At 50.1% G+C, this 11,379-nt stretch carries 12 protein-coding genes and 1 pseudogene; 6 read left to right on the top strand and 7 right to left on the bottom strand.

Going from position 1 to position 11,379, the window contains the following annotated elements:
* A pseudogene (locus WBV75_RS12855) lies at window positions 1-219 on the top strand (replication-associated recombination protein A); the annotation flags it as partial.
* 32 nt (window positions 220-251) lie between these two features.
* On the opposite strand, the gene WBV75_RS12850 reads toward WBV75_RS12855, so the two are convergent.
* The 4 genes from WBV75_RS12850 to radC all read right to left on the bottom strand — a co-directional run bounded on the left by WBV75_RS12850 (window position 252) and on the right by radC (window position 4,025).
* The gene (locus tag WBV75_RS12850; RefSeq protein WP_424120989.1) at window positions 252-1,178 is read right to left on the bottom strand and encodes a hypothetical protein; all 927 of its coding nucleotides are present in this window, start codon (window positions 1,176-1,178) and stop codon (window positions 252-254) included.
* A 159-nt stretch (window positions 1,179-1,337) separates the two neighbouring features.
* Complete coding sequence (locus tag WBV75_RS12845; RefSeq protein WP_424120988.1) at window positions 1,338-2,027, bottom strand: YjjG family noncanonical pyrimidine nucleotidase; 690 nt, start codon at window positions 2,025-2,027, stop codon at window positions 1,338-1,340.
* A complete protein-coding gene (locus tag WBV75_RS12840; RefSeq protein WP_424120987.1) occupies window positions 2,020-3,315 on the bottom strand; it encodes a polysaccharide deacetylase family protein in 1,296 nt (431 codons plus the stop codon). Before WBV75_RS12840 ends, WBV75_RS12845 begins: the two co-directional genes overlap by 8 nt.
* 11 nt (window positions 3,316-3,326) lie before the next feature.
* On the bottom strand, window positions 3,327-4,025 hold the full coding sequence (radC, locus tag WBV75_RS12835) for a RadC family protein (protein WP_424120986.1): 699 nt from the start codon (window positions 4,023-4,025) through the stop codon (window positions 3,327-3,329).
* A gap of 79 nt (window positions 4,026-4,104) precedes the next feature.
* Here radC and WBV75_RS12830 point away from each other — a divergent pair, with 79 nt between their 5' ends.
* On the top strand, window positions 4,105-4,551 hold the full coding sequence (locus tag WBV75_RS12830; protein WP_424120985.1) for a DUF1569 domain-containing protein: 447 nt from the start codon (window positions 4,105-4,107) through the stop codon (window positions 4,549-4,551).
* Window positions 4,552-4,556: 5 nt separating this feature from the next.
* Here the strand turns inward: WBV75_RS12830 and WBV75_RS12825 are convergent, their stop codons facing one another.
* The gene (locus WBV75_RS12825) at window positions 4,557-5,912 is read right to left on the bottom strand and encodes a UDP-N-acetylmuramate--L-alanine ligase (protein WP_424120984.1); all 1,356 of its coding nucleotides are present in this window, start codon (window positions 5,910-5,912) and stop codon (window positions 4,557-4,559) included.
* A gap of 98 nt (window positions 5,913-6,010) precedes the next feature.
* Between WBV75_RS12825 and WBV75_RS12820 the strand changes: the two genes are divergently transcribed.
* Both WBV75_RS12820 and WBV75_RS12815 read left to right on the top strand, forming a co-directional pair.
* On the top strand, window positions 6,011-6,328 hold the full coding sequence (locus tag WBV75_RS12820) for a cupin domain-containing protein (protein ID WP_424120983.1): 318 nt from the start codon (window positions 6,011-6,013) through the stop codon (window positions 6,326-6,328).
* Between the two features lie 10 nt (window positions 6,329-6,338).
* Window positions 6,339-7,124 carry an SDR family oxidoreductase gene (locus WBV75_RS12815; protein WP_424120982.1) on the top strand — a complete coding sequence of 262 codons (786 nt, stop codon included), beginning with the start codon at window positions 6,339-6,341 and terminating at the stop codon, window positions 7,122-7,124.
* A gap of 86 nt (window positions 7,125-7,210) precedes the next feature.
* On the opposite strand, the gene obgE is transcribed toward WBV75_RS12815, so the two are convergent.
* Together obgE and WBV75_RS12805 are read right to left on the bottom strand one after the other, a co-directional pair.
* Window positions 7,211-8,212 carry a GTPase ObgE gene (gene obgE, locus WBV75_RS12810; RefSeq protein WP_424120981.1) on the bottom strand — a complete coding sequence of 334 codons (1,002 nt, stop codon included), beginning with the start codon at window positions 8,210-8,212 and terminating at the stop codon, window positions 7,211-7,213.
* 34 nt (window positions 8,213-8,246) lie between these two features.
* On the bottom strand, window positions 8,247-9,362 hold the full coding sequence (locus tag WBV75_RS12805; RefSeq protein ID WP_424120980.1) for an adenylate kinase: 1,116 nt from the start codon (window positions 9,360-9,362) through the stop codon (window positions 8,247-8,249).
* 124 nt (window positions 9,363-9,486) lie between these two features.
* Here WBV75_RS12805 and WBV75_RS12800 point away from each other — a divergent pair, with 124 nt between their 5' ends.
* Both WBV75_RS12800 and purE read left to right on the top strand, forming a co-directional pair.
* Window positions 9,487-10,653, top strand: a complete 1,167-nt coding sequence (locus tag WBV75_RS12800) for a 5-(carboxyamino)imidazole ribonucleotide synthase (RefSeq protein WP_424120979.1) — start codon at window positions 9,487-9,489, stop codon at window positions 10,651-10,653.
* Entirely contained in the window at window positions 10,650-11,147 is a 498-nt protein-coding gene (gene purE / locus WBV75_RS12795) for a 5-(carboxyamino)imidazole ribonucleotide mutase (RefSeq protein ID WP_424120978.1), read from the top strand. The genes WBV75_RS12800 and purE overlap by 4 nt, the downstream gene beginning before the upstream one ends.
* Window positions 11,148-11,379: the final 232 nt, after the last annotated feature.

The following is an 11,379-nucleotide window of genomic DNA, read 5'->3' as shown; positions in this document are numbered from 1 at the left end:
CCCTTACCCTTGAGAAATGCACCTACCCAATTGATGAAGGACCTGGGTTACGGGGCGGACTATGCCTACGCCCACGACCATCCCGGTAATTTCGTGCCTGCAGAATACCTTCCCGATTCGCTTTCGGGAAGTGTCTTTTTTAAACCAGGGGAAAACAACAGGGAAAAAGAAATCAAAGTGTTTCTCGAAAAACGCTGGAAGGGAAAATATGAATCCTGAGTTAAGAAATCATTTTTCAAGCAGGGGAATGATTAAAATTTTAGTTTGAGGGGGCGAACTTCTGTCTTTCCGTCCTTAAAGAACTCATGCCACCACTGGCCTTCTTTTTTATAGACCATCCCCATAGCCTCATCGTCAACCGTTGCGATGTACGTATCTTTTTGAGCGGTTTTAACGAGTTTCATCCGGATTTTGGGGGTACTGTCGACCAACTGATACCCATTGGCCGTTTCCTGGGCGTACCATATTTCCTCCCCGGCGGCGGTCTCCAGACTGACGGCTGTTCCGGAAACAGGAGCTACATCCTGCTGAGCGTCTTTTGACTCATCCATTGGCGTTGAAGCCGTGCTTGCAGCAGCAACGGCTGCAGTCGCCGCCATTTCAGCTTCTTTCCGTACAGGATTTGCATCAGACACTTCAGGGGCAACATCTTCCTGAGCCACACCCGCGGTTCCCAGGGTTTCCCCTGTGGCTGCCCCCTGGGCGGGTACTATATCCTTTTGAGCCGCAAGAGATTCCAAAACAGCCTCCGGAGGGATATAGGAATAAGGCAGTTCCTCAAGATCCTTAAAAGCCCCATCAATCGCCTCCCTGTAGGCGAGTTCATAGTCTTTTGTCTTGCTTTTCCCTTCCCCGGATTCATAGACCACCGCTCCATTGCAGTCCCGCAGACCGAGACGCACCTTGGTGGCCAGGAGGGAAGAATCGTCAATAAGCATTACCCGGACAGCTTTACAGGGATCCTCCGCCAGGTCAGTGGGGATCTGATCTTCATATATAGCCGTATACCCATTTTGGGAAAAGAGGAACTTTATCTGGGTGCTGGTCCTGAATTGATTCTCGTATTTAAAGCCCTCGAATTTTTTGGGAACCAGGATGTATTTATAGGAATCCAGCTGGGCCTGTACAGATAAATTCAGCAGGATGACAAAGCCAAAACTAAGGACGGATTTTAACATATAGACTATGCGCTTATTTCGCGTCCGAAGATAGGATATTTACCCCAAACCATAAAGAGAAAACCCTTTGGGAAGGCAGGCTGCATTCCAGTGGGAAGACTTGTTTGTCCCCGCCAGATCAAATACCTGAATCCGAAGTCCTTTAAAGGGCCCCGCCTTCTATAAATACAGTTTAATCTGATCTAAATCGAGGATAACAGGACAAACCCCGTGGCTGGGGTCATTGTGAACATTGAAATGCAGGGCCTGTAGTCCCACAGCACGGGCCCCTTTAATATCAGCCTCCAGGCTATCCCCGATCATTACCCCGGATTCCGGTTGTATTCCAGCTGCCTCAATGGCCATGGTAAAAATTCGCGGATCGGGTTTCTTGACACCCGCCCGATCCGAATTGACCACGGTCCTGAAGTAATGGGCTATGCCACTGTTTTGAAGCTTGCGGGTCTGCACTTCTTCAAACCCGTTTGTGATAATGTGCATTTTATACCCCTTGTGCAGGTACTCCAGAATCTCCATACAATTCGGTAAGAGGTGCGTATGCGATGAGAGATTCTCAATATAAGCTTCTGACAAAAAATTGATTTGCCGATCCGAAACAGGTAGTTCCATGCGGTCGAAGACGGTTTTCAGTCGCTCGTAACGCAATTTTTCCTTGGTGATTCTCCCCTCCCTGAAGGCCTTCCAAAACAGGAGGTTCAGGGGTACGTAGTGCTCGAGGAAACTGTCGAGGTCCACCTCGAGGTCAGAATCCCGAAAGAGCTGCTCATAGGTAAGGGCTGAATTCCTTTCAAAATCCCAAAGGGTATGGTCCAGGTCAAAAAATATATCGGTTATGGGCTGTTTAAGCATGATAACGGCGGATTATTTTTTCATAGAGCTCCAGCCAGTTAATTTTCTGATCCCCCCCGAGTAATTCATTGGAAAAAACAGGGATCAGGCGGCCTTTAACGGATTTAACGGACTTAAAAACCTCATCCAGTTCCGATAATAGGGTTTCCTCTGAGGTATAAGGCGTCAGGGCGTAATCGTGGAAAGCAAAAGGACATATTTGTATCGGTTGCTGTGTTTCCAGGGCAATGTCGTAGAAGAAAAACGGGGTACAGGTACTGGCCCTAAAGCCAATCTCGTGGGTATACCCCATCGAAAAATCGCGACTGAACTCCGCATCGACCAGTTTCCTGTACGTATTCGGAATCTCTACCCTGTTATAGCGCATCCGGGCATAGGCTACAGGTCGGTGGATAACCGCAGAAAGGCGTTTTTTCTCTTCCTTCAGGGTTTCCGGCTCCTCCGCGGCGGCATAGGAAACGGCCAGGGAAACAATACAATAGTCGGCCACCGACTTAATCAGATGCTTAAAGGCATTGCTGTTGGTTGAAAGGTTTTTATCATAGGTGGAATACTCGGCGAACTGGAAAAAGAACATGGTCCGCGCTTTGTACTGTTGATCGAGGGCAATCAGCCTGTCGAAGTTATCGTAGGGGTCCAGTGCAGGGTTAAACGATACCCGAAGGCGTTCCCACATCCTTTTGAATTTCAGGCGGGAGAGATCGAGTACGAATCCGGCCATACCCCTGAAGAACCCCCTGTGGGCATAGCAATGGGAAATCGTGACATCTACGATAGGGGTGAACTTATAGGGCTTGCGATCTGTAAGAATTTCCGGAAAGCGTTCCCGAAGCTTGTCCAGAAGTTTATTCGCCCAAAGGTCAACCAAAGGCAGTCTCAAAAAATCGTGCTGATAGGCGATACTCTCAGCCGGGGGAAATCTACCGTGCTGATCGCGGACATGGGGCAGGTACTCTTCATATCGGCTCAGCAGGTAAAAGGAGGCCGCCAGAATATCGAAAGGAACATTGCTCCTTGGAGCGCTGGAGAAAAAACAAGGCAGGTCCTCCCAGTTTGCCATTTGAATATCCACCTCTTCAATCCCCTGTTGAAAGAGCAACTCCGAACTCTGGATAAAGAACTCATTTTGAAGTGGCTGACGTGTATAAGTAATCTTGGGACCCTTGTGTTTTATGAAATCTTCCACTGCTGTAGTGTGCCCGATCTCGATCCCCAGGATGCGCGAGAACACCTGACGGGTAATATAGGTAACCCTCGGCGTAATTTTATGTGTATAGATCAGTAGCACCTCAGATGGAATTATAAGAGTTGTTCATCCGCAAAACTATAATATTCTGAGCCATGAACAATTAAATGATCCAGGAGCTTTATATCCATAATGGCGGCCGCTTTCTTTGTCTTGCGGGTAATCTGTATGTCGGACTTGCTCGGTCGAAGGTTACCCGAGGGGTGGTTATGGGCCAGAATAAGCCCTACAGCGCCCAATTCCAGGGCCTTTTTAAGGATGATACGCACATCGACCAGGGTGCTTGTAAGTCCTCCCTTGCTCACTTGAAATCGAAATTGAACCCGGTTGGCATTGTTCAGGTAGAGCACCCAGAATTCTTCGTGCATCAAATCCGCAAACAAAGGGGTTAACTGACCATGCGCATCCCTGCTCTGGCGTATGGTCTGGCTTGCGATTACCGGGCTCTGGGTATACCGCCGGGCCAGTTCCATGGCCGCTACAACGGTTACTGCCTTTCCCGGGCCAATACCCCTGAAGGTCATCAGGTGTGCCGCTGTCATGCGCCCCAGGGCTTTGAGAGGCTCCTCTCCTGCTCCAAGAAGGCGCCTGGCCAGTGCAAGAGCGTGCTCTTTTCTCGATCCTGTTACCAATAAGATGGCCAGGAGTTCTGCATTTGAAAGGCTCCCGGCCCCTTTATGTAGCAATCGCTCCCGGGGTCGCTCGGAGGGGTTCCAGGTTCTGATGGATTTTGGTATGGACTCATTTTTCATATCCGCCATAGGTAGTGAAATACCTTGCAATATTCCAGCGGGATTCCCCGGGAAATATTATTTTTAGGGAAATTGGTACATGATGAAATCGCTATTTGAATCCGCGGCCTTTGACGAAATTCTCGAACGCCTAAACAACCTGGAAGAAGGAATGAAACCGCAGTGGGGTAAAATGAGCGTGGGACAGATGGTATGGCATTGTCAGGTTCCGCTGAAGGTGGGTATTGATAACAAAGTCCCCTCCAAAAAACCAAATCCCCTTATCAGGTTGCTTTTCAAGAACAGTATGTACAGTGATAAACCCTGGCGAAAAAACCTCCCCACCTCCCCCCTGGCCAAAGCCCGGGATCCTAAGGAATTCGAGTCCGAGCTACCTGTATTGCGTAAACTCATAAAGGAGTTCCAAGCCCTGAAGGATCGAAAAGAATGGAACCCCCACCCTATTTTTGGGGAGCTGACAGCGGAGCAATGGGGGAAGATGCAGTACAAGCACCTGGACCACCACCTCACCCAATTCGGTGTATAAGCCCTTTAGCGGACCCGGGATAACAATTTCTCCAAATCGAGGCCCCCGTAATTTCCACTGCTCATCAACAGCAATACGGTATCCTCCAGGGGAGTATCCTCCAGGTGTTTCTCGAGCGCATCGGTTCGGGTAAAGACCTTGGTGGTATCACGCCCAAAAGCCTTCTTTATATCCGCTGGGGCAATCGGTTGCAGCCCCTTAACTTCGAGGGATTCCGGGACGTAAAAGACAATAGCTTCATCCACGCCATCAAGACTTCCCCTGTATTGCTCGATAAAGTCGTGGTTCAGACTGCTGTAGGTGTGCAGTTCCAGGCAGGCCACGATCCGGTGGTCCGGGAATTGTTCCTGAACTGCCGATGCGGCCGCACCCACTTTGCTGGGAGCGTGGGCAAAGTCTTTGAAAATAAAGTTCCCGGAGCCTTTTGCGAGGAGCTCCAGGCGTTTGGAGGCGCCTTTAAAACTCCCCATGGCTTCATAGAAGTCCACTTCATCCACTCCCATCTGTTGGCAAATCCATTTAGCTCCGGCCATATTACTAAGGTTGTGCCGGCCAAAGACCTGCAAAGGCAATTCACCTTCAGGAGTCTCCAGTAAAGTTGTGCCGGCCTCCACGCGGTACTCCGGTGTACCGTAAGGGAATTTGCGAACAGGAGCATCCCATTCAGCGACCATCGCGTTGAGTACCTCATCTTCTGAATTATAGGTAATACTACCCCCGGGAACAATGGTGTCCAGGAAAATCCGAAACTGCCCCGTATACGCTTCAAAAGTCTTGAAGACATTGATATGGTCCCAGGCAATGCCGCTTAACAGGTCGATATTGGGACGGTAGAGGTGAAATTTCGGACGGGGATCCAGGGCAGATGAAAGGTATTCGTCTCCTTCCAGCACAATAAAATCATTAGACTCCGTAAGCCTGACCATTCGATCAAAACCCTCGAGTTGGGCCCCGACCATAAAATCCACATCCCTGTTCCAGTAGTTCATCACGTGGAGGATCATAGAAGTAATCGTCGTCTTACCGTGGCTTCCTCCAATCACCACGCGCGTTTTATCCTTTGCCTGCTCATAGAGAAATTCAGGATAGGAATATACGGGAAGGTTGAGCTCCCGTGCCCTTGCCAATTCCGGATTATCACCCTTGGCGTGCATCCCCAGGATCACAGCATCCAGGCCGGAGTCGATCTTATCGGGGAACCACCCTTCTGCGGCGGGCAGGATTCCCGCAGCTTGAAGACGTGACCTGGAGGGCTCAAAAATAACATCGTCACTCCCGGTAATGGTGTACCCTTTGTCGTGAAGGGCCAGGGCCAGGTTGTGCATGGCACTACCCCCAATTGCTATAAAGTGTAATTGCATAAGATAAAAAGGTAAAGATACATATCCTGAAACGCCCAAACCAAACCCGGGCATTTAAGAAGTTTCCAGTACCTTAGGGATATCGTAACACAACATTTATGGATTACTCCCTCAACACCCTACCCACCCGGGAAATTATCCCCGGATTTCGAGGTAAACTCATCCACGGAAAAGAAATGAGCCTGGTTTTCTGGGATGTCACCTCCGGATCTGAAGTTCCCGAGCACCATCACAAAAATGAACAAATCATGCATGTGATCGAAGGCCGGTTTGAGTTTACGCTCAACGGCAGGACACAAGAATACGGCCCGGGAGACATCGTCCTTATCCCCGCCCACACACCCCACAGCGGCAAGGCACTTACGGCTTGTAAACTCATGGATGTTTTCAGCCCTGTAAGGGAGGAATACCGATAAATCATTTTATATGCATATTTCGTTAGAAGGCAAACACGCCCTGGTGGGCGGGAGCAGTAAGGGCATCGGACGGGCTATCGCACTTCAGCTAGCACATAGCGGTGCCCAGGTGACCCTGGCGGCACGCAGCGAATCCGTATTGAAAGAACTTTGTGGCGAACTCCAACAGGCTACAGGGAAACCGCACGGGTATCTGGTTGTTGATTACACCGATCTGCAGGGGTACAAGAGCCTTATTCACTCCTATATAAAAAAACACCCCGTAGATATCCTGGTCAACAACACCCAGGGGCCCCCGGCCGGCACCAGCCTTGAAAAGACTGGTGAAGACTACCAAAAGGCCTTTGACCTTCTTTTCCAAACAGCTGTCTACACCACAGAGCAGGTACTGCCGCATATGAAGGACTGCGGTTGGGGTCGGATAATAAACGTCGCCTCTGTTTCTGTCCGGGAACCCCTGAATTATCTGGTGCTCTCAAACAGCATCCGGGCGGCTCTGGTCAGTTGGGCCAAAACCCTTGCCGGGGACGCAGGGCCTTTTGGGATCACTGTAAATTCCGTACTCACCGGATATTTCAATACCGAACGCCTTAGTGCCCTCAATCAAAAGAAAGCTGAAGCCCTTGGGGTTCCGGATGATGAAGTTACGGGTAAACTCCTGGAACAAGTCCCGGCCAGACGACTCGGCCGACCGGAAGAATACGGATACCTGGTAGCCTTCCTGGCTTCACAGCAGGCCGCCTACCTCAATGGGGCGACCATTCCGCTCGACGGCGGGTTGCTGCGATCTTATTGAACAGGGTGTGATACATCAAAATGTAATCCTGACCAGAAGGTTGATAACCAGGCCTCATAAGAGAGTCTGGCCCAGATCCGGATTCTTCAGGGATTGAGCAGCTCCCAAAGACGGTCTTTCAGCCGCGCCATCCCCAATCCGGAAACGGAGGAGATAAAAACAGGGGTAACCCCGGGAAGTTCTTCCTGAAGCACAGTTTCCATCTCGGCCATAAGCTCTTCATCCAGCATATCCGATTTGGAGATGGCCAGCATCCGGTCCTTATCCATAAGCTCCGGATTGTATTTGCGCAACTCATTCAGAAGGATATGGTACTCTTTGGAAACATCCTTGCTATCTGCCGGCACCATAAAAAGCAGCACGGAGTTCCGTTCTATATGCCTGAGGAAATAGTGCCCAAGGCCCTTTCCTTCTGCCGCACCTTCAATAATACCTGGGATATCGGCAATGACAAAACTTCGAAAATCGCGGTACTTAACGATCCCCAGGTTGGGTTTTAGCGTAGTGAATTCGTAATTGGCTATCTTGGGTTTCGCAGAAGTCAGGACGGAGAGCAATGTCGACTTACCCGCATTGGGAAATCCTACGAGCCCCACATCTGCCAGGAGTTTCAATTCCAGGGTAATATTTTTCTCCTCTCCCGGAATTCCGGGTTGGGCATACCGCGGTGTTTGATTGGTCGAACTTTTAAAATGCCAGTTTCCGCGTCCTCCCAAACCCCCGCGGGCCGAAATTTCCTGCTGTCCGTCTTCCGTGATTTCAAAAAGGATTTCACCGGAATCTGAATCGCGGACAACTGTGCCCAGGGGAACTTCCAGTATCACGTCATTCCCATCGGCCCCGGTGCTTCGCTGTTTACCCCCATGCCCGCCGTGTCCGGCATCAAAATGCCGTTTAAACTTAAAGTTCAGCAGGGTCCAGAGGCCTTTATTTCCGCGAACAATCACATGCCCCCCACGTCCGCCGTCTCCTCCGTCAGGCCCCCCCTTGGCGACAAATTTTTCCCTCCTCAGATGCGTCGACCCGGCACCTCCGTTTCCAGAGGAAACGTGGATTTTGACATAATCGACAAAGTTGCCTTCAGTCATCGGATAGCTTTAGCGGTATTTTGAAATCAAGGGTTCAGAGTGCGTCAATCACCCGGGCGAGGCGGTCGGTGATCTCCTGAATTTCACCTACTCCGTTAATACTGTGGAATTTGGCCTGCTTCTGGTAAAAAGACTTGAGGGGGGCGGTCTTTTCGTTGTATTCCTCAAAACGATTCCGGATCTTAACTTCGTCCTGATCGTCCGATCGTCCGCTCACCTTCCCTCTTTCCAGGAGCCGCGCAATGAGTATTTCATCGTCCGCATCCAGGGCTATAGTCCCGTCGATCTGCATCCCCCGGGATTCGAGGAACTGATCCAGGGCTTCGGCCTGGGCAGTAGTCCGCGGGAAACCATCGAATATAAACCCGGGGGCATTACTGGCCTTTTCCACCTCGTCCTGCAACATTTGGATGGTGACCTCATCGGGGACCAAATCTCCCTTGTCGATGTACGACTTGGCGAGTTTGCCCAGGGGGGTCCCGTTTTTAATATTGTGGCGGAACACATCTCCGGTTGAGATGTGAATAAGTCCGTATTTTTCTTTTAGGAACGACGCCTGCGTCCCCTTTCCAGCTCCCGGCTTTCCAAATAAAACCAAATTAATCATATGTGGTTGATTTATATGATAGACATCCCTCAGGTTTCGGCCCTGCTCCTTAAAGTCCAACCCGTAACCCACGATAAAGGTGTCGGGGATTTCCATTCCAAAATAATCGATCTGATACTCTCCGTTGTACACCTCAGACTTGTAAAACAGGGTGGCAATACGGAAATCCTTCACATTCCTGTTTGAAAATATATGTACGAGTTCCTGAAGGGTGCGCCCGGTATCCACAATGTCCTCCAGAATAATTACATGCCTTCCTTCTACATGGTCCGGGAGGTCGAGGAGGGTTTCCACAATTCCTGTGGAGGTCAGCCCCCTGTAGGAGCTGAGCTTTACAAAAGTCACTTCGCAGGGATAAGGATAGCATTTCAGGAAATCAGAAACGAACATAAAAGCCCCGTTGAGCACTCCAACAAATACGGGCACTTCATCTTTGTAATCCCTGGCTATCTCATCCGCTATCTTCTGTACGGCCTGAAGAACTTCAGCTTCAGGCAAAAAGCGCTGAAAGCGCTTCCCTAAAAGGCTTAACGATCGTTCCATAGTCACTTCAAGTGCGAAGATAGTGTTTTGATTTTTCTTTTTTGTCGGGGGCCTGTGCTTTCTGAGATTTAGCCGTATTTTTGCCTAAAGGCACGCTCTGAGGGCGTGTAAGGTGTACAGAACTATGGACTATTTTTCGTCAAATTTTACCCTTGGAATACTCGGTGGTGGGCAACTGGGGAAAATGTTGCTTTACGAAACCCGGAAATGGGACCTGCAAACACGGGTACTCGACCCTTCAGCTGAGGCTCCCGCCCGTATCGCTTCCAATACCTTTGTGCAGGGAGACCTTATGGATTATCAGACGGTAGTGGATTTTGGACAAGGGCTGGACCTGCTGACCATTGAAATTGAAAACGTCAATGTCTCTGCCCTTGAAACCCTGGAGAAAGATGGTATTACCGTATATCCGTCCTCCGAGACGCTCAAGGTCATCCAAAACAAGGCCAGGCAGAAGTTGTTCTACAGGGATTCCGGGATACCCACGGCCCCATTCAGTCGCTTTGCGTATACCAACGAGATTTTGGACAGTATTGAAAATGGTGGTCTCTCCTTCCCCTTTGTTTGGAAAAGTGCCCGCTTCGGATATGACGGGCAGGGGGTAAAAATTGTTCGCAACAAAGAAGACCTGGCCACCCTGGATAATGTGGAATGTATTGCCGAAGAACTGATCCCCTTTAAAAATGAACTCGCTGTAATTGTCGCGAGAAATACCGGGGGAGAAACGATCACTTACCCTGTAGTCGAAATGGAATTCCACCCTGAGGCCAACCAGGTAGAATACGTGCTCTGTCCCGCCCGAATCCCCGAAGAAGTGCAGCTTCGGGCAAGAGAAGTCGCCCTCAAAGTCTCTGAGCAACTCGGGCATGTGGGCTTACTCGCCGTAGAGCTTTTCCAGACGGAAGAGGATGCTATTTTGGTCAATGAAGTCGCCCCAAGACCTCATAACAGCGGTCACTACAGTATTGAAGGGAGCTACACAAACCAGTTCGAACAACACCTGAGAGCGATTCTGGGGCTGCCTTTGGGTAAAACGGATAGCAAAGTTTCCGCAGTTATGGTCAACCTGGTAGGATCTGAAGGGCATAAAGGGCAGGTGCACTATCAGGGTCTCGAAAAAATCCTGGGACTTCCGGGCGTAACCCCCCATATTTACGGCAAGCGGCTCACACGACCCTTCCGCAAAATGGGGCATGTGACTATCGTGGACACCAGTATTGACCAGGCCCGTAAACGCGCCCGGGAGGTCAAAGAAAATATTGAAGTTGTTTCAAAGCAAAAATCATCATGAAGAAAGTAGCCGTCGTTATGGGGAGTACCAGTGACCTCCCCGTCATGCAGGAAGCCATTGACATCCTGAAGTCTTTTAATATCGAAACTGTTGTCGACATTGTCTCTGCCCACCGAACGCCGGACAAGTTGGCCAAATTTGGAAAATCCGCCCACCTCGAAGGTTTTGCAGTCATTATTGCGGGAGCCGGTGGCGCAGCCCATCTTCCCGGGATGCTGGCAGCCTACTCTCCCCTTCCCGTAATTGGCGTCCCTGTAAAAAGCAGTAACTCCATCGACGGATGGGACTCGGTTCTTTCCATTCTGCAAATGCCCGGGGGCGTTCCCGTGGCCACCGTAGCGCTAAATGGCGCTAAAAATGCCGGTATTCTGGCGGCCCAAATCCTGGGATGCCAGCAAAAAGACCTTTTGACCAAAGTCCAGGAGTATAAGGACAACCTGAAGGACAAAGTGACTCAGGGAGGGGAGGAGGTACAAGCCCGCTTCAATACCTGAAAGCTTATCCGTACTATCTGAATTAACCCAATCCACTAACAATATCCTAATCCTACACGCCATGCGCAACCCGCTCTTGGAACCCTTTGATCTGGCCCCATTTTCGAAACTGGAAACCGCCCATTTCAAACCTGCTTTTGAAACCGCACTTGAAAAGGCCCGGGCCGAAATCGATTCGATTATCAATAATCCCAACCCCCCAACTTTTGATAACACTATTGCGGCCCTGGAC

The sequence above is a fragment of the Robiginitalea sp. genome (genome assembly GCF_049588695.1).
Taxonomy (GTDB): Bacteria; Bacteroidota; Bacteroidia; order Flavobacteriales; family Flavobacteriaceae; genus Robiginitalea.
This window is presented reverse-complemented; position numbering and strand designations above follow the sequence as displayed.

Excerpts from the sequence above, each read along its gene's own strand:
- WBV75_RS12830 (WP_424120985.1), top strand. The coding sequence starts at position 4,105 with ATGATGAAATCGCTATTTGAATCCGCGGCCTTTGACGAAATTCTCGAA.
- WBV75_RS12800 (WP_424120979.1), top strand. The coding sequence starts at position 9,487 with ATGGACTATTTTTCGTCAAATTTTACCCTTGGAATACTCGGTGGTGGG.
- radC (WP_424120986.1), bottom strand. The coding sequence starts at position 4,025 with ATGAAAAATGAGTCCATACCAAAATCCATCAGAACCTGGAACCCCTCC.
- WBV75_RS12845 (WP_424120988.1), bottom strand. The coding sequence starts at position 2,027 with ATGCTTAAACAGCCCATAACCGATATATTTTTTGACCTGGACCATACC.
- WBV75_RS12815 (WP_424120982.1), top strand. The coding sequence starts at position 6,339 with ATGCATATTTCGTTAGAAGGCAAACACGCCCTGGTGGGCGGGAGCAGT.
- WBV75_RS12820 (WP_424120983.1), top strand. The coding sequence starts at position 6,011 with ATGGATTACTCCCTCAACACCCTACCCACCCGGGAAATTATCCCCGGA.
- WBV75_RS12805 (WP_424120980.1), bottom strand. The coding sequence starts at position 9,362 with ATGGAACGATCGTTAAGCCTTTTAGGGAAGCGCTTTCAGCGCTTTTTG.
- obgE (WP_424120981.1), bottom strand. The coding sequence starts at position 8,212 with ATGACTGAAGGCAACTTTGTCGATTATGTCAAAATCCACGTTTCCTCT.
- WBV75_RS12850 (WP_424120989.1), bottom strand. The coding sequence starts at position 1,178 with ATGTTAAAATCCGTCCTTAGTTTTGGCTTTGTCATCCTGCTGAATTTA.
- WBV75_RS12825 (WP_424120984.1), bottom strand. The coding sequence starts at position 5,912 with ATGCAATTACACTTTATAGCAATTGGGGGTAGTGCCATGCACAACCTG.
- purE (WP_424120978.1), top strand. The coding sequence starts at position 10,650 with ATGAAGAAAGTAGCCGTCGTTATGGGGAGTACCAGTGACCTCCCCGTC.